The sequence below is a fragment of the Lacrimispora sp. genome, assembly GCF_036758025.1.
In the GTDB taxonomy this organism is placed as follows: domain Bacteria; phylum Bacillota; class Clostridia; order Lachnospirales; family Lachnospiraceae; genus Lacrimispora.
Genome location: NZ_DAIOXM010000037.1, coordinates 14,341 through 32,732, shown reverse-complemented (window position 1 = coordinate 32,732; position 18,392 = coordinate 14,341). Strand labels below are relative to the sequence as shown.

Genomic DNA, 18,392 nt, shown 5'->3' with positions numbered 1-18,392 from the left:
CGGCAACATCCGGTTCGTGTGTTACGACAACAATGGTTTTACCCTCATTATTGATCTCCTGTAGCAGCTTCATAATATCGTGAGTGGTTTTAGAATCCAATGCTCCGGTTGGCTCATCTGCCAGAATCAATTTCGGATCTGTGATGAGTGCCCTTGCAATGGCAATTCTTTGTTTTTGTCCTCCGGAAAGTTCACTAGGAAGATGTTCTGCCCATTGTCTTAATCCTACTTTTTCCAGGAATTCCTCTGCTTTCTTCGTTCTCTCTTTTCTGGAAACATTTTGATAATATAAAGGAAGCGCCACATTTTCCAGAGCTGTTTTATAATTAATCAAATTGAAAGACTGAAAAATAAACCCAAGAAAACGGCTTCTATATTCGGCGGCTTTTACTTCAGTAAGGTTTTTTATCGGAAAACCGTCCAGCTCATAAATACCGGAATCTGCCTCGTCCAGAATCCCGATAATGTTCAGCAATGTTGATTTTCCGGAACCGGAAGCGCCTATGATACAGGTCACATCACCGGCATTGACGGAGAAATCAATATCCCGCAGTACCACGTTGGTTCCAAAGGTCTTGCTTAAATGATGAATTTCCAACAATTTTTCGCCTGCCATTTACTTGTCCTCCTTGTCTCTTGGATTGGGGAACTTCACCATACCGCTGGTATAAGCCAGGGTATCCGTAGTAGCCAGATCATAGCTGTCCGGACCGTCCATCTTCTTCTCCCAATGCCGGAGGATTCTGGAACAGGTGAAGGTCAGTACAAAGTAAAGGATCATTGCAATGGTAAAGGCTTCAAAATAGGTATAGTAGGCTCCGGCCACTCCCTTTGTGGTGTAAAACAACTCCACAAAGCCGATGACAGAGAGCACGCAGGTATCCTTGATATTGATGATCAGGTTGTTGCCGATCTGAGGCATGATGTTGCGCAGGGCCTGAGGCATGATCACATTGACCATGGTCTGGTAATGAGTCATGCCGATGGCCTTGGCTCCCTCGGTCTGTCCTGAGTCAATGGACAGAATTCCGCCTCGCACCGTCTCTGCCATATAGGCTCCGGTGTTAATGGAAACAATCAGGTAAGCGGCAAAGGAAACAGACATGTTAATCTGAAACAACATGGAGAAACCAAAATAAATAAACATGGCCTGAACCATCATAGGGGTTCCCCGGAATACCTCTACATAGATGTTTAATATGATTTTTATAATCTGTAACAAGAACCGCTTGATCACGTTATCATTTTTCGCAACAGGAATTGTCTGAATAATTCCCACTGCAAAACCGATGATACAGCCGATTAAGGTACCTACAACGGCAACCACCATTGTTTTCCCCACTCCGCTGAGAAATGACGGTCCATACCCTTGCAGAATAACTATGATTCTTCCCAAAAAATCTGATGGCAGGGACATATTTTATCTTCTCCTTTTGTATTAGTTTGACAATGGCTGTACTGCGATGGCATCTTCCATCATCTTGTCAAAGTCTGTTTCATTCATTTTAGAAAGCACACCGTTGATGGCATCCTTTAATTCTGTATTGCCTTTCTTTAAGGAAACGCCGATATTGATATCTTCCTCAGAAACCTGGAACTCACCTTCTGTTCCGGTAAAATCAAGAAGCCTGAAATCAGGATAAGCGATTAAAGCAGCCTGTCCGGTAGGCTTATCCGTCACTACCAGGTCAATGCCGCCGGCGTTAAGCGCTACCAGCATAGCAGGTACGGATTCATGAGCAGGCTGGATCTTTCCGTCCGGAATCTGAGGCAGACAGCCGTCATACCAGATGGTGTTGATCTGAGAAGAGCTGACAGCGCCGGCTAAATCTGCAACGCTTTTTGCATTCTCATACTTGCTTCCGGCCTTTACCAGGGTGACGATGGTAGCATAATAATATGGGTCTGTAAAATCTACGGACTGAAGGCGGTCTGCTGTAATGGACTGGCCTGCAATAACACAGTCTACTGTTCCAGCCTGAACTGCTGGAACCAGAGAATCCCAGTCAAGCTTTACGATCTCTAAATCATAGCCAAGCTCGTCAGCAACCTTTTTGGCAATCATAACGTCGTAGCCGTAAGCAAAGTCAGAGCTTCCGGAAATGGGAACTGCTCCGTTTGCATCTGTAGGCTGAGTCCAGTTATAGGGTGCATAGCTGCACTCCATGGCAACCTTTAATACCTTTTTTCCGTCTCCACCGGCTGCTGATGTTCCGGCTGCTGAATTTCCGCCTCCGCAGGCTGTTAAGGATGCTGCTGCCAAAGCTGCTGCTAAAAAGGCAGAGGCAATTTTCTTCATAGTTTTTTTCATAATCGTTTTCTCCTCATCTTGTGAAAGTTTGCGTTATAGCAAATCCGCATTTGTGAACAGTATAAAAAGATTTTTACTCCTTGTCAATACTATTTACTACTTCTGATATCATGTCCCATATTTCTTCTCTTCCCTGTTTCGTCTCTGCAGAGAAGGGAATGACGATTTCATCGGGTCCAAGCCCTAAGCCTGTCCGCAGGGTCTTTACGGCTTTTGATACCTGGCTCCGTTTGATCTTATCCAGTTTGGTGGCTATGATCACCGGATGAAAGCCGTTGTGCACAATCCAGTCATACATGGTTTTGTCATTGACCGAGGGCTCATGGCGGATGTCCACCAGAAGAAAGATGCAGCGGAGCATGGGAGATTTATGGAGATAGTTCTCAATCATTTTCCCCCATTTGGCTTTTACCTCCAGGGCCACCTTGGCATAGCCGTAGCCTGGAAGGTCTACATAGTAAAATGCGTCATTGATGTTATAAAAGTTAATGGTCTGGGTCTTTCCCGGCTGGGAGGATGTCCTGGCAAATGATTTGCGGTTCATCAGGGCATTGATCAGCGAGGACTTGCCCACATTGGACTTGCCGGCAAAGGCAAACTCCGGTTTGATATTCTCCGGAAGTTTGCTGGTTATGCCGCAAACGGTTTCCAGTTCTACGGTTTTAATAATCATACGGTTTCCTTTCCACTGAACGCTTCCTTTAACACTTCCGCCATGGTCTTCACATAGACAATGTCAAGCCCTCCTGTGATTTCCTCTGACAGCTCCGCTATATCCGGGCGGTTCTTATCAGGGATTAAGACCTTTTCCACATGGGCCATGCGGGCAGCCAGGATTTTTTCCTTTAAGCCTCCGATAGGAAGAACTCTGCCCCGGAGGGTGATTTCTCCTGTCATGGCTACCTTTGCATAGACCTTATGATTGGTAATGGCGGAAAGTATGGCGGTGGCTATGGTGATTCCTGCAGAAGGGCCATCCTTTGGCACCGCTCCCTCAGGAATATGAAGGTGGATATCGTGTTTTTCAAAGTAATCCTCTGCTACCTGGTAATCAGGGCAGACTGACTTCACATAGCTGAGTGCCGTCTGGGCAGATTCCTTCATGACGCCGCCCATCTGTCCGGTCATCTGAAGGGCTCCCTTTCCGGGCATCACATTGACCTCAATCTGAAGAGTGTTGCCGCCTACACTGGTCCATGCAAGCCCTCTTACAGTTCCCACCTGGTCCTCTTCATTCACATCTTCAAAGGTCACCTTTTCCTTGCCCAGGTATTTTTCCAAATCCTTTGACCGGATCTCTATGACCTGTTTTCCGCCCTCCAGGAACTCTCTTGCTGCCTTACGGAATACAGAGCCGATCTGCCGTTCCAAATTTCTCACTCCGGCTTCTCTGGTGTAGTTGTGAATGATCTTTTTTAAGGCTCCATCCGATATGGTCACCTGCTTTTCTTTAAGGCCGTTCTTTTCTCTCTGTTTCCTTACAAGATAATTCTTTGCAATATGGAATTTTTCATTCTCCGTATAGCTGCTCACTTCAATTACTTCCATACGGTCCAGCAGAGGGCCGGGAATGGTGGTTGTGGTGTTGGCAGTTGCTACAAAAAGCACGTTGGACAAATCAATGGGAGCTTCCACATAGTGGTCCCTGAACTTCACATTCTGCTCGCTGTCCAGCACCTCCAAAAGAGCGGAGGAGGTGTCTCCCTTATAATCCCTGCTTACCTTGTCGATCTCATCAAGGAGCATGAGAGGGTTGCTGACTCCTGCCTGCCTTAAAGCTTCCACAATCCTTCCGGGCATGGCTCCCACATAAGTCTTGCGGTGTCCGCGTATCTCCGCTTCATCCCGGATGCCTCCCAGGCTGATTCTCACATATTCTTTGTTTAAAGCTCTGGCCATGGAACGGGCGATGGAGGTTTTTCCGGTTCCCGGAGGGCCTACCAGACATACGATGGGGCTGGTGCCCTTTTTAGTCAGAATCCTGACAGCTAAATATTCCAGAATTCGTTCCTTTACCTTTTCAAGGCCGTAATGGTCTTCGTTTAATATCTTTTCCCCATGGGTAATGTTATTGTTGTCCCTGGACATCTTTTTCCACGGCAGATCCAGGACTGTTTCCAGGTACATGCGGACCACATTGGCCTCCTGGCTTCCTCCCGGCATTGCCTTAAAGCGCTCAATTTCCTTCCGGATTTTCTCCTGAACCTCTTTGTCCGCTTTTAAGGCCTTCAGCCGTTTGGTGTACTCATCGGCATCAGACAGGGGATTGTCCTCTCCCAGCTCTTCCCGGATTACCTTTAACTGCTCTCTTAAGATATAATCCTTCTGATTCTTGTCAATCCGTTCCTTCACCTGGGACTGAAGCTCCCGTTTTACTTTAGAAACCTCAATCTCAGTCACTAAATTTCTCATGACAAGAGCATACCGGTCCTCCAGCAAAAAGCTTTCCAGCACCTGCTGGCGGATCCGGTAATCCCAGGAAAGGTGGACGGCGACCTGATCCAGCAATTCGCCCAGGTCTGTGATGGTTCTTAAATGAGGAACCACTTCCTTGCCTACCTTGGGATTTTCCCTTCCGTATTCCTCCAGCTTATCCTGGGTAATCTGTATCATGGCCTGGATGGTGATATAGTCAATGGCAGGATTTACTTCCTGGGTCTTCACAATTTCTCCTATGAGCATAGGCTCCTGGCTGTCCAGGCTTAAAAGCTCCGCCCTCTCCAGACCCTCCACCATAACCCGAATCACATTGTCAGGCATCTTTACAAGCTGCTTAATAAGGGCCACTGTACCGATCTGGAACAGATCATCAATTCCAGGATCAGCCTCCTCTGTGTTCTTCTGGGTGACCAGACATACCTTCTGATCTCCCACCATGGCCTTTTCCACAGCCGCAATTGATTTTTTCCGGCTGATATCAAAATGCAGCATCATTTTCGGAAGAACTGTCATGCCCCTTAAGGCAATGACTGGCATTGTAATTGTTTTATCCACTGTTACCTTCTCTCCTTCGCATCCAAAAAGGTGTTGCAGCAGGTCTTCTCCGCTGTAACACCTTCCTGACTCATGCAGGGATCTATGCGATCTCGCCTGTTTTATCTTTTCTACGTTTTGGAGCCAGCGGCTTTCTGGGAACTGTCATATCCCTGTAAACCAGCTCCGGTTCGCCTTCCTGATCCACAACTTCCTTGGTAATGGTACAGATTCCAATGCTGCTGTCAGACGGGATTTCATACATCATATCCATCATGACGCTTTCCATAATGGAACGCAGTCCTCTGGCTCCGGTTTTACGCTCCACTGCCAGTTCTGCAATCCGTTCCACTGCTTCCTTGGTCAGCTCCAGCTTTACGTCATCCAGCTCAAACAGCTTTTGATACTGCTTGATCAAGGCATTTTTCGGTTCTGTCAGAATTCTTACCAGAGCTTCCCTGTCCAAAAGCTCCAGGGATACGGTAACCGGCACACGGCCGATAAACTCCGGTATGAGTCCGAACTTTACCAGATCCTGAGGCAGGGTCTTCTTTAAAAGACCGTCAATATCTGTCTTGTTCTTATCAACTATTTCCGCATTGAAACCGATGGAGCCTGCGCTCAAACGGCGTTCAATGATTTTTTCCAATCCGTCAAAGGCTCCTCCGCAGATAAACAGAATGTTGGTGGTATTGATCTGCAAAAGTTCCTGGTGAGGATGCTTTCTTCCTCCCTGAGGCGGAACGCTTGCAACGGTTCCCTCCAGAATCTTTAATAGGGCCTGCTGTACGCCCTCACCGGAAACATCTCTGGTGATAGACACATTTTCTGACTTCTTTGTGATCTTATCGATCTCATCAATATAGATAATTCCATATTCTGCTCTGGCAATGTCATAATCAGCAGCCTGAATCAGCTTTAAAAGGATATTTTCCACATCCTCGCCTACATAGCCGGCCTCTGTCAGGGCAGTTGCATCTGCAATGGCAAAAGGAACATTTAAAACCTTTGCCAGGGTCTGAGCAAGATAGGTTTTGCCGGAACCGGTAGGTCCTAACATGAGAATATTGCTCTTTTGCACATCCACATCCAGCTTTTTCCTGGAAGTGATTCTCTTGTAATGGTTATAGACTGCGACAGACAGTACCTTTTTTGCACTATTCTGACCAATGACGTAGTCATCCAGAAACTCCTTGATTTCCTTGGGCTTCATCAGATTGATTTCACCGAAGTCAGGTGACTGTGCCTCCTCCTGACCGTCGAATTCTTCCTCTAATATCTCTGCACACAAGTCAATGCATTCATCACAAATGTAAACATTATTGGAACCGGCAATCAGTTTCTTTACCTGGTCCTGGGACTTTCCGCAAAAAGAACACCTGATCTTGTCATCTGTTCTAATCGGCATATATACACCTCATGCTTTCCTTATAAATCGCCCATGCATTTTGGGCATAGTGGTATACCCGTAGGGTGTTTCCTTATAAATCGCCCGTGCACTCTGGGCATAATGGGATACCCGTAGGGTGATTCCTTATAAATCGCCGTGCACTTTGGGCAAGCATCATTTACGCTTCTTTGTTATGGCTGTAGATAATATCATCAATCAGGCCATATGCTTTTGCTTCTTCTGCGTTCATATAATTGTCGCGCTCTGTATCCCGCTCAATCACTTCATAAGGCTGCCCTGTATTAGCGGACAAAATCTCATTTAAACGCTTTTTAATCTTTAAAATATTTTCAGCTACAATCCGGATCTCTGTAGCCTGGCCTCTGGCTCCGCCGGAGGGCTGATGAATCATAACTTCTGCGTTTGGAAGAGCAAATCTCTTTCCTTTTGCTCCGCCTGCCAGCAAGAAGGCTCCCATACTGGCTGCCATACCCATGCAAACGGTGGAAACATCGCATTTAATATAATTCATGGTATCGTAAATCGCCATACCTGCAGTGACGGAACCACCCGGGCTGTTGATGTAGAGGTTAATATCCTTATTGGGATCTTCCGCCTCTAAGAACAGCAACTGTGCCACTACAAGGCTTGCGGATACATCAGACACTTCTTCGCCCAGGAATATGATACGTTCCTTTAAAAGGCGGGAATAAATATCGTAAGAGCGCTCGCCCTTACTGGTTGACTCTATGACATAAGGTACTAAACTCATTTGTCATCCTCCTGTCTGTTACTTCTCTTCATAGCCGAATAGACTCCCGACAAAACGTCAGGAATCTATCGGCCGGATTACTTAAACTAATTTTGCTTCTGCAACCAGGAAATCAACTGCTTCCTGAACTGCCAAATCTTCTTTCATCTGCTCAAGGCCGGCTTCACCCATGAATTCCTTTACCTGTGGGATTTCCATTCTGTAAGCCTCTGCCATGCTGGCAATCTCTTTCTCAACGGCTTCATCAGAAGCGGTTAAGCCCTCTGTCTTTGCAACAGCCTCCAGTACCAGTCTGGTCTGGATTCTCTTAAGTGCCTGAGGCTTCATCTGCTCTCTTAAGACCTCAATGGTCATACCGGTAAATTTCATATACTGGTCAAGAGACAGGCCCTGGCTCTGCATTCTTCTTGCATAGTCATTAACCATGTTATTCAACTGGCTTTCGATCATTGCCTCCGGAATTTCCATGGAAGCATTTTCAATTACCTTTTCCACTACACGGTCTTCGTTCTCAGTAGCTGCTGCCTTCTCTTTTCTGGAAGCAACTTTTTCCCTGATGTCATTTTTGTATTCTTCCAGGGTTTCAAACTCAGAAACTTCGCTTGCAAACTCATCGTTTAACTCAGGAAGCTCTTTTTTCTTAATTTCTTTAACAGTTACCTTGAATAAAGCAGGTTTTCCTGCCAGTTCTGTGGCATGGTATTCATTTGGGAAGGTCACGTTTACTTCGCAGGCCTCTCCAATATTCTTGCCGATTAACTGCTCTTCAAACGTATCGATGAAGGAGTGGGAGCCAATGGTAAGAGGATAATCCTCGCCCTTGCCGCCTTCAAATGGCTTTCCGTCTACAAAGCCTTCAAAGTCAATGACTGTCTGGTCGTTGTCTTCCACTGCTCTGTCCTCTACGGTGATCAGTCTGGAATTCTGTTCCTGAACTCTCTTTAACTCTGCATCAATATCCTCATCGGTCACTTCAGCAGATGCTCTGGCTACTTCAATCCCCTTGTACTCACCCAGAGTTACATCCGGCTTCACCGCAACAGTTGCAGTATAGATCAGGGTTTTTCCCTTCTCAACCTGTACGATATCAATTTCAGGTCTGGATACGATCTCCAGCCCGCTTTCCTCTGCTGCATTGCCATATGTTGCATCAAGAGCTTCGTTTATTGCATCTTCGTATAAAACGCCTACTCCATACATCTTTTCAATCATGGCCTGAGGAGCTTTTCCTTTTCTGAATCCAGGAATATTGAATCTGCCCTTATTCTTATTATAAGCAGCAGTAAGAGCCTTATCAAACTCTTCAGCTGATACCTCTACGGTTAACTTTGCCATGTTTTTTTCTAATTTTTCTACTTGTAAACTCATTAATGGGTTCCTCCTTGAGATATATGTGAACCGCCATACCGTGAGGGCGTTACACTTCAATTTAGCATTATAACATACTCGTCCTGTAAATTCCAGTATTATTTGTGAAAACTTAAGCCGTGGAGAAATATTATTTCAATTTGGGGGTGTGAACTTGTTCACAAAGCACAAATTGGGATAATATTTCTATAGGGCGCAGCCCGACACGGATCATTTTGCGGCGCTCTTCCGCAAAATGATCCGTGCAATGGCGAACCTAATCCATCCCCCCCGAAAACTCCTTCATCTTCTTTGCTATATAAGGGTCAAGAGGACGGATTTCCATCTGAGGCCGGGCGATATAATACCCCTGGAACAGGGAAATGCCCCAGTCCATGAGAAATTTCAGCTCCTCCGCAGTCTCCACCCCTTCTGCCAGAACCTGTATGTGATTCCGTTTAGCAAAATCCAGAAGGCTTTTTAAGATGATCTGTCGGTTCTGGTCCTTGTGTATTTCCCTCACAATGCTCATGTCCACCTTTACAATGTCCGGCTTCATGCGCAGCAAAATGGCCTCGCTGTTATATCCGGTCCCAAAATCGTCTATAGCGGTCTGGGCCGTCCAGCGCTTTGCCATGTCCAGCTTACGGGTCATAAAGTCCTTGCTGGCAGGCTCACTCTCCGTCATTTCAATGACAACCCGGTTAAGCATATCTCCGTACTGCGCCTCCAGCTTCAGCCAGTCCTCTTCTTCCAGACAGACACTGGCAATGGAATTGATAAACAGCTTCTCTTCCTTTCCCAGATGGCCCGCTTCCATTTCCGCTGCCGCCGCTTTCATTCCGGAAAACCAGGTGACCACCTCCATCTGAGGAAGCTTGGCCTGGGTCCTGGCCAGATTCAAGACTTCATCCACACCCTTTATATTGGTAAATTCCGGCCTCATCAACAGCTCATAGCCGTAAATAGTACCTTCCCTTGTGGCAATGGGCTGGAAAGCAAAGCGGACCTCTCCTGTATCCAGCATATGATTAAATTCTTCACTGCCGGCCAGCATATAGGAATTGCGGATGTATTCATTATAATCAAATTCCTTGACCATTCCCTTGACGCTGTGCTTTACCATATACATGGCAAAGTCCGCATAGCTGAATAAAACATCAAAGGAATCCGCATCCTCCGGATACCAGGACAGACCTCCGGATACACGGATGGGAAACTGATATCCGCCCTCTACCTCCAGCTTGGCCTTCCGGACATGGTTCATGAAGGCTTCTACCCGCCCTCTGATTTCTTCCTTATCCGCACCTCCCAGAAAGGCAACAAATTCATCACCTGAGTACCGGGATACAATGGCTCCGTATTTAGTCAGACGCTTCATACGGCTTGCAAAAAGAACCAGATACCGATCCCCTTCGTCATGGCCGTATGTATCATTGATAAATTTCAAATTATCCAGATCCCACATAATGACTGCGGCAACCGGGTCCTTCTGAAGGTCCATAGCCTCCCTTACCTGTTCCCGGAATGCCCTCCGGTTGTAAAGATCTGTTAAAAGGTCGAAGTTGCGCTCCCGCTCCAGCTTTTCCTTTTCTTCAATATCCGACGTCACATCTGAACATACTCCAAGCATCATTCCTGTTTCCGACTCATCCAGGATGAATTCCACCCACCGGGTTCCTTCCGTTCCCTCCAGACACCTGACAATGCGGTTCCCTCTCATCTTGATTCCTGAAAATGTCTCCGCCATACTGGCTTCAAATTCACGTATACTCAAGTAGCAGTAAGGTTCCTGCATCTCTCCCCAGCCCAGCAGATCAAAAAGGGAGCGGCTGCAAAAAACCTTATCGCTCTCGTCATCGTACTCAAAAACCCCAATCAAAACATTGGCATGCTCCAAAATACTGGATATCTTGGAAGAAGCCCGTTCCACTTCCCGGTTCAGCTGTTCTATGGTTTCCGTCAATTCGTCGATTTCACTGATATGCACCCGTTTCAGCGTCAGCCCCCGGTTTACAGACTTTCTCCTAAGCTGCATGGACAGTCCCAAAATAGGTTCTGTCACAATCCTTCCCAGAACATAGGTTCCAAGCATACTGAGAAGAAGGGGAAACAAAATAGAGCTGAAAAGCATACGCCGAATGCCATGATAAAAAGACAGCAGATCCTTCTGGCGGGCAACCCCTGCCAACACCCATTCCTCTTCCTGAAAAGGGCTGTTGCTGCCGTATATATCAAAAGTTTTTATGCTGGCATACCACTTGGTTCCGTCAGGGGATTCCAACTGGCTGATGTCTTCGCCGCTGTAATCCCTGTATTGAATCTCCTTATTTTCGTTAAAATACTGGTTATATAAGTATCCGGAGCTGACAACGGGAACAATGGTATTGGTCCCTTTCTTTCTCAGCCCCAGAATCCAGCATTCCTCAAAACCGGATTTTGACTGATCCTTTTCCAGAAGCGCCTTCATCTGGCTTAAGGTCATTTCCAGACCGCATACACCTACCACTGTTCCGTCACTGAGAATGACCGGAATGGAATAAGTGATCACAGGCATGTCCCTGGGACTTAACCGGAAAGCAGGACTCAAATAAGCAAATTTGATGGCATCTGACTGCCTGGCCTGATTTTCTACCGCAAGATTATAAGGCTTATGGTAAAAAGAAGCTGACTCCCCCGTCTCCTCAAATCCCAGCTCCCAAAAGGAGTCCAGGGGAATCCCATATTTTTCTGCAACAGAAGGAAGTCCCCGCTCCATGAGCAACGAAGAATTATCCTTTAAATACCCTTCGGAGTTGGAATTCCGTACATAAAAGCCAGCCCGCATTCCCTCCGGGCTGTTTTGGGCTGCAGGACCGTTTAAAATCAAAAAGACTCCCGTTGCATTGTTTAAATGAAGCACGTCTATGGATTTTTCCATAGTTCTTTCCACAATCTTCCGGTTCAGTTCATAATCCTGAAAAATATCCTTGGGCTTTCTGCCGTCTCTTTCCAGAATCTGCTGAATTTCAGTAGCCATGAAATCAGGATTATTCATCATAATCCCCCAATTGTAAACAGTTTCTTTCTCCAGCCCCAGTTTTCTGTTTTCCGTGTTTTCATTTAATATGTGGATTTCATTATTCTTTAACTTGATGGAAACTCCGCCATACAGAACCATTCCCGCTATTACTGCTGCCTGTAAAACCATAAGAAACAGCAGCGGTCCCAGCAGACGATTCCGGATGGATTCACTTCTCTTATTTTTCATAAATTACTCTCCGATAATCTCCTCAAGCTGTTTCTTCGTACTCTCATACCAAACATCAAAGTTTTCATCCGTCACAAAATCCGCCACAGCTTCCTCCCGGGAAATGCCCTGGCTGATCCGTGTACGTACCTTTTCATAATCCTCCCTGGCTTTTGAGGACATGGATGACGAGAGAATGCCTCTGGCTTTATCACCGCCCTGAAAGGGCTTTGCAGTATAGAGCCGGTAACGGTTTACCGTATCCAGTCCGATCACAAGGTTCTGGGCAGCTGCACTGCCTTCCCCGGACTTCTCTAAAAAAGGCTTTAAGACTTCCTCAGCCGCAGACATCTTTTTCACCGGAAGGTAGCCGGAGCCTATGGCAAAGTCTAAGTTATTCTCCACACTGGTAAGCGATTTTAAAAAGCTGACTGCCGCAGATTCCCTCCTTTCGTCTGACTTCACCACCATCATGCCGGCACCCTGCTGAACTGCAATAGGAGCCGTTCCTTCAAAATTGGGAAGGTGGTAAAGCTTGTTCTCTATGGCATAGTTGGTTCCATCCTCTAAGGTAACAGAGGTGGGAAAATAAGCGATTCCAGTGGTGGCTCCCACTACTGCAGCCAATTTTCCTGTTTTCACATCATCACTTCGGAACTTTCCATAAGCTCCGAAATATCCGTTGATATAGGGAACGTAATAATTATCCCACAGCTTTCTCATGGCTTCCTTATTAAAATCCAGAACCACCTTCCCATTCTCAGCCTTGAAAATCTCATGGCCAAGCTGCAGGCTGCCGATAATCATATAATTGGCAAAGGCATCCCTTCCAAAGAACGCCTTCCCATCATCCGGCGCTTCTGTCAGACTGTCCGTCCATTTGTAGTAGGCCTCCGATACACGGGTAATGCCCTCCCAGGTGGAAAAGGCTTCTTCTGTTTCTCCTGTGGCCTCTGCAAACCTGTCCCAGTCTGTTTTGTTAATGACGAGGATTTCTGTTGACTTGGCAATGGGAAATACCTTTAAGCCGCTGCCACTGTCAAACCTTCCCTCTTCTATGTAGGCGGACACATATTCCTCCAGCTCTTTTTCCGTCAAATACTTGCTTAAGTCTGCCGCCAGCCCCATCTGATCCACTTCATACACCTTATCCACATAAGCGGAAAATATATCAGGCAGAGGTTCTGCCCCCACTTTCTTTTCAATGCTGTCGCTGACGGCTGCACTCAGTTCATCAATGCTTCCTTTATTAAATGCCTTAACAACGACATTATTTTTCCTGCCTTCATTCTCATTAAATGCCTGAACCAGGCTGTCAAACCCCTCTTTCTGGACACCGTTGTAATAATGCCAGACCGTAATGGTCACCGGGTCATTTCCTGACCCTTTATCTGTATTCTTTTTATCACATCCTGAAAGCAGCGTAAGGGAAACTGCCGCCAGAACCGGTACTATCCATCTCATTTTCATCCGCTTATCTCCCCGGCATAGCCTGATCGTACTGGATCGCCTCCTGAATCCGGGCAGCAAGCTTTTCATCCTCTAAAAGTCCTAAAAGTTCAATTCCAAGGTCCAAAGCATAGCCAAGCCCTCTGGCCGTAGTCACATTGCCGTCAGTCACAACGCCCTGTCTGGTATGTTCAGCACCCTTAAGCTCCGCCTCATAGCCGGGATAACAGGTGGCCTTTTTCCCTTCCAGAATGCCCAGTTTTCCTAAAACGCTGGGAGCAGCGCAGATTGCCGCAATCCTCTTATTCTCTGCATGGGCCTTTTTCAGGGCCAGAGCAAGGCCTTCATGGGCCCCCAGATGCTTCGTCCCCGGCATTCCGCCCGGAAGGAAGAGAAGATCTGCGTCACCGCAGTCCACCTCAGAAAACTCATAATCCGCCTGCAGACGGATTCCATGAGAGGTCACCACATCCTTTTTTCCCGTAACGGAAACCAGCTTTACATCCTGGCCTCCTCTTATTAACACATCAACTACTGCCAAAAGCTCCACTTCTTCCGACCCATCTGCTACAAAACCATATACTTTTGCCATTTTCATTCTTCCCCTTCCAAATTTTGAAATGTACTGACTCCGGTGATCTTGATATAATCCACCAGATATGCTGTGTCAACTACTTCGCCGCCAAGCATTTTTATTAAAATATCAGAGGCGGTCTGTGCCTGTCCCTCGTGATCATTTAAAACGGTACCAGTCATTTTTCCTTCTTTAATATATCCTACCGTGTCCCTCAGTCCGTCTATCCCCACTAAAAGGATATCTTTTCCCGGCACACGGCCTGCTTCTTCTGCCGCCTTTAAGGCACCGTTTGCCATGGCATCGTTGTTGCTGATAATGACCTCCAGCCTGCTGCCATAGGTGTCAAGGGCAGTTTTAGCAAGCTTTCTTCCTTTTTCCTGGTCCCATTGCCCGCTTCCGGAAAAAAGCTCCTCTGTTTCCATTCCACCTGCCTCCAACGCCCTGATGGAATATTCTGTCCGAAAACGGCTGTCTTCATTTTCCTCTTCTCCCCTCAGCATGGCATAGGAAACAGTTCCGTCACCATTCAAATCTCCCTTTTCCGGGGTTTCCAAAAGCAGTTCTCCCTGGTAAGTGCCTGCCTGCCTGGAATCCGTTCCAACGCTTGACACAGCCATCTTATGTTCCTTCCAGCGGCTCTGCTCCTCTTCTCCAGGCTCCCTGTTGATGAAAACAAGGGGAATTCCAGCCTGGACAGCACTGTCAGCCAAAGAACCTGCTGCCTGTACCTCTACTGGATTTATGATGATTCCATCACACCCTTCTGCAATAAACTGCTCCATCTGGCGGTTTTGTTCTTCCTGGTCCCCGCCCGCATTGCGCATAACCACCTCAGCCTGATACGCTTCCTCCAGATACTGCTTCAGTTCCAGACGGTAGAGCCTCATAAATTCATCGTCATACCGGTAGATGCTCACTCCGATCTTAGGGCCTTTCTTTTCTTCTGCCTCTGCCTGGCTGCTTTCAACCGCCTGGGTCTGCGGGCTTTCCGTTTCTCCCTGATAGGGAGCACACCCCCAAACCAGGCAGACAATTCCCAGCATAAGAACGCCTGCGGCAATCCATTTATTTAACTGTTTCATAACTCCTATTCTCCTGCATGTTACTGTAGTTTCCATCTTACCACGTTTTTCAGCTTTTTTCCACCATCTTCTATTTTTTACATTCCTGTGGTATACTAAGGACATTTAACAGCAATTGACAGAAAACAGGAGGACTTATCCATGGAAATAGAACGCAAATACCTGGTGCCCCAGCTCCCGGCTGACCATGCTTCCTACCCTTATCACTTCATTGAGCAGGGGTACCTTTCCACAGAACCAGTGGTCCGGGTCCGCAGGGAAGATGACACCTATTACCTGACCTACAAGTCAAAAGGGCTTTTGGCCCGTGAGGAATACAATCTTCCTCTGACCGAAGAATCCTATCACCACCTGATCAAAAAGGCAGATGGCCATATTCTGACGAAGAAACGCTATCTCATCCCGGTAAAGGGCTCAGATCATCTGATCATAGAACTGGATGTCTTTGAAGGCAGGTTTAAAGGCCTTATACTGGCTGAAGTGGAGTTTCCTTCTATAGAAGAAGCACAGCACTTCCTCCCCCCGGACTGGTTTGGAGAGGATGTGACATTTTCAGGAGAATATCAAAACAGCCGTTTAAGCCGTCAGCCTTAAACAGGCTTACAACCGGCAGCATCCATAGGAGCCGGAAAAGGTGCAGGACTGACTGATCCCGCACCTTTTCCGGCTCTTTTTATTTATTTACTTCTTTGCAATGTATTTTCTGATATCCAGGGCAATAGCCACTACGATAACGATTCCCTGGGCAATGTACTGGTAGTTGGTATCAACGCCCAGATACTGCAGACAGGTCTTTAATATTTCAAATACGAGCACACCGATGAGAACGCCGGATACTCTTCCGATACCGCCGTTTACAGATACGCCGCCGATGGTACACGCTGCAATAGCCTCCAGTTCCCAGCCCATTCCCATGTTAACAGAGGAACCGCCGGATTTGGCACCTACTAAAAATCCGCCCAGGGCGTAGAGGGCTGCTGCAGTTACATAGATGATGATTTTGGTTTTCTTTGTATTTACGCCGGAAACCTCTGCTGCCTGCTCGTTGCCGCCGATGGCATACATATATTTTCCATGAGGTGTTTTATTGTAAATAAACCAGATTACGATGCCTACAGCCAGAGCAATCAGGAAAAGGTAAGGAATTCCTTTAAAATAATTCGGTATCGCTAAAAATCTACCTTTAGCCACTTCTGAATAAGCACTGCGGTATCCTCCAATGGGAGTTGCATTGGTGTAGACCAGGCAGACACCGTAGACGATCAGCTGCATTCCTAAAGTTCCGATGAATGCAGGAACCTGAAGATAAGAAACCACCAGACCGTTGATCAGTCCGAAGATGGCACAAACGGCCACACAAATCAAAAGTACGGCAACTACCCACCAAATTCCAAAGTGAGGAAGGTTAGGGAAGAATTTTCCGCTGTAATCAGGCTTCTGAAGCAAGGTTCCTGCAAGACAGGCCGCAAGTCCTACCATACGTCCGGCAGAAAGATCCGTACCTCTGGTGATTAGACAACCGGAAACACCGCATGCGATAATAAAACGGGGAGCCACATTCAATGCGATGTTAATGGCATTGTCTGATGTAGCAAAAGTCGGCTGTTTGATGGCTGTAATGATTGCCAGCAGGACGAGAACCACAATGATTCCATTATTAATAAGAAAATCCTTTATATTAATTTTTTTCGTTGCTGTCATGATTGAACCTCCTGTGTGAAATTTTCTCTTGCATTATCGTTTAAATCGAATTTTGTGGCAAATGCCATAATTCTTTCCTGAGTTGCCTCTTCCTCTTCCACTTCTCCCGTAATCCGTCCGTTACACATGACGATAATCCGGTTTGACATACCAAGCAGCTCCGGCATCTCAGAGGAAATCATAATAATCGACTTTCCCTGCTTCACAAGGTCAATCATGATCTGATAAATCTCATATTTGGCGCCTACGTCAATTCCTCTTGTGGGTTCATCCATAATCAGGATATCCGGATTATTAGCCAGCCATCTGGCAATGATCACCTTCTGCTGGTTTCCTCCTGATAAGGATTGTATGGTGGTCTTGTCACTGGGAGTCTTGATGCTCAGCTTTGCTATGCTCTCCTTTACCACTTCCCCTACCATTTTGCTGTTAATGACACCAGCCTTAACATAGTTGCGGTAAGATGCAATAGCTGTATTATCAGCAATGCTGAGGCAGCCGATAATTCCGGTTCCACGCCTGTCTTCTGTAATCATTCCAACGGAATCGTTGATGGCATCCTGAGGGCGCTTAACCGCTGCCTTTTTTCCAAGAATCTCGATTTCTCCGCTTGCAACGCCCCGCATTCCGAAAATCGCTTCCATCAGTTCTGTTCTCTGGGCTCCTACCAGTCCGCCGAATCCCAGAATCTCTCCCCTTTTCAGCTCAAAAGAGCAGTCCTGGAAGGATTTTTCATGGATACTGCTTAAATGGCTCACCTTTAAAACAGTTTCATCGGTCCTGTAATCTCCCTTAGGCGGATAAACATTGCTCAGTTCCCGTCCCACCATCTTCTTTACAATTTCCTCATCGGAAATATCCTTGATTTCCCAGGAACCTACATAAGTACCATCTCGCATGATCGTAATATCATCGGCGATCTGCCGGATTTCAGCCATCTTATGGCTGATATATATCATAGAAACACCTCTGGATTTTAAATCCCTGATAATGGAAAACAGTGCTTCTACTTCATTATCAGTCAGAGAAGAAGTTGGCTCATCCAAAATAACCAGTCTGGCATTCTGGCTCACCGCCTTTGCAATTTCCACTGACTGCATTTGTCCTATTGATAATGTTCCAAGCTTTGCTTTTGGATTGAAGGTCATCTTAACATCTTTCAGCCACTTTTCTGCTTCTGAATTCATGGTTTTGTGGTCCACGATTTTTAATGGGCCGATTTTTACCATAGGATACCTTCCCAAATACATATTTTCAGCAATGGACCGGGCCGGAACCGGCTGAAGTTCCTGATGCACCATGGCGAGCCCTTTGTGAAGGGCCTCATCCGGATTTCCAATATTGACTTTTTGTCCGTCAATGAAAATCTCGCCTTCATCCATTTTGTAAATGCCGAAAAGACATTTCATAAGGGTTGATTTACCCGCTCCGTTCTCTCCCATAAGAGCGTGAACGGTACCGGGACGTACTTTTAAATTGATTTTGTCAAGGGCTTTGACACCGGGGAAGGATTTGCTGACTCCAGTCACTTCCAATCTGTATTGCTCTGCCATCCCGTTTC

Annotated in this window: 15 protein-coding genes; 1 reads left to right on the top strand and 14 read right to left on the bottom strand. The window is 46.5% G+C overall.

The features are described 5' to 3' along the window. The 12 genes from V7M78_RS20720 to V7M78_RS20665 all read right to left on the bottom strand — a co-directional run. Nucleotides 1-616: ABC transporter ATP-binding protein (locus V7M78_RS20720; protein ID WP_333652697.1), on the bottom strand; the 616-nt coding region annotated here is incomplete at its 3' end. Continuing rightward, a complete protein-coding gene (locus V7M78_RS20715; protein WP_333652701.1) occupies nt 617-1,411 on the bottom strand; it encodes an amino acid ABC transporter permease in 795 nt (264 codons plus the stop codon). It lies immediately after the preceding gene. 27 nt (nt 1,412-1,438) lie between these two features. Next, entirely contained in the window at nt 1,439-2,311 is an 873-nt protein-coding gene (locus V7M78_RS20710) for a transporter substrate-binding domain-containing protein (RefSeq protein WP_333652695.1), read from the bottom strand. Between the two features lie 73 nt (nt 2,312-2,384). Beyond that, a complete protein-coding gene (gene yihA / locus V7M78_RS20705; RefSeq protein ID WP_333652693.1) occupies nt 2,385-2,984 on the bottom strand; it encodes a ribosome biogenesis GTP-binding protein YihA/YsxC in 600 nt (199 codons plus the stop codon). After that, on the bottom strand, nt 2,981-5,287 hold the full coding sequence (gene lon, locus V7M78_RS20700; protein ID WP_333652699.1) for an endopeptidase La: 2,307 nt from the start codon (nt 5,285-5,287) through the stop codon (nt 2,981-2,983). The genes yihA and lon overlap by 4 nt, the downstream gene beginning before the upstream one ends. A gap of 100 nt (nt 5,288-5,387) precedes the next feature. Continuing rightward, the gene (gene clpX / locus V7M78_RS20695) at nt 5,388-6,692 is read right to left on the bottom strand and encodes an ATP-dependent Clp protease ATP-binding subunit ClpX (RefSeq protein ID WP_333652690.1); all 1,305 of its coding nucleotides are present in this window, start codon (nt 6,690-6,692) and stop codon (nt 5,388-5,390) included. Nucleotides 6,693-6,852: 160 nt separating this feature from the next. Continuing rightward, nucleotides 6,853-7,446: an ATP-dependent Clp endopeptidase proteolytic subunit ClpP gene (gene clpP, locus V7M78_RS20690; RefSeq protein WP_333652687.1), complete on the bottom strand. Its 594-nt coding sequence runs from the start codon at nt 7,444-7,446 to the stop codon at nt 6,853-6,855. An 81-nt stretch (nt 7,447-7,527) separates the two neighbouring features. Continuing rightward, a complete protein-coding gene (tig, locus tag V7M78_RS20685; protein WP_333652684.1) occupies nt 7,528-8,814 on the bottom strand; it encodes a trigger factor in 1,287 nt (428 codons plus the stop codon). Nucleotides 8,815-9,070: 256 nt separating this feature from the next. Next, nucleotides 9,071-12,043 (bottom strand): EAL domain-containing protein, encoded by a 2,973-nt coding sequence (locus tag V7M78_RS20680; RefSeq protein ID WP_333652681.1) that lies wholly within the window; start codon nt 12,041-12,043, stop codon nt 9,071-9,073. A 3-nt stretch (nt 12,044-12,046) separates the two neighbouring features. Next, a complete protein-coding gene (locus V7M78_RS20675) occupies nt 12,047-13,492 on the bottom strand; it encodes an extracellular solute-binding protein (RefSeq protein WP_333652678.1) in 1,446 nt (481 codons plus the stop codon). 4 nt (nt 13,493-13,496) lie between these two features. Then, complete coding sequence (locus V7M78_RS20670) at nt 13,497-14,063, bottom strand: DJ-1 family glyoxalase III (protein WP_333652675.1); 567 nt, start codon at nt 14,061-14,063, stop codon at nt 13,497-13,499. Between the two features lie 2 nt (nt 14,064-14,065). Beyond that, nucleotides 14,066-15,130: a galactose ABC transporter substrate-binding protein gene (locus V7M78_RS20665; RefSeq protein ID WP_333652672.1), complete on the bottom strand. Its 1,065-nt coding sequence runs from the start codon at nt 15,128-15,130 to the stop codon at nt 14,066-14,068. 141 nt (nt 15,131-15,271) lie between these two features. On the opposite strand from V7M78_RS20665, the gene V7M78_RS20660 reads away from it, so the two are divergent. Further along, entirely contained in the window at nt 15,272-15,724 is a 453-nt protein-coding gene (locus V7M78_RS20660; protein ID WP_333652669.1) for a CYTH domain-containing protein, read from the top strand. Nucleotides 15,725-15,811: 87 nt separating this feature from the next. Here V7M78_RS20660 and V7M78_RS20655 read toward each other — a convergent pair whose 3' ends face one another. Beyond that, entirely contained in the window at nt 15,812-16,831 is a 1,020-nt protein-coding gene (locus tag V7M78_RS20655) for a galactose/methyl galactoside ABC transporter permease MglC (RefSeq protein ID WP_333652666.1), read from the bottom strand. Beyond that, entirely contained in the window at nt 16,828-18,384 is a 1,557-nt protein-coding gene (locus V7M78_RS20650) for a sugar ABC transporter ATP-binding protein (RefSeq protein WP_333652663.1), read from the bottom strand. The genes V7M78_RS20655 and V7M78_RS20650 overlap by 4 nt, the downstream gene beginning before the upstream one ends. Between the last annotated feature and the right edge of the window lie 8 nt (nt 18,385-18,392).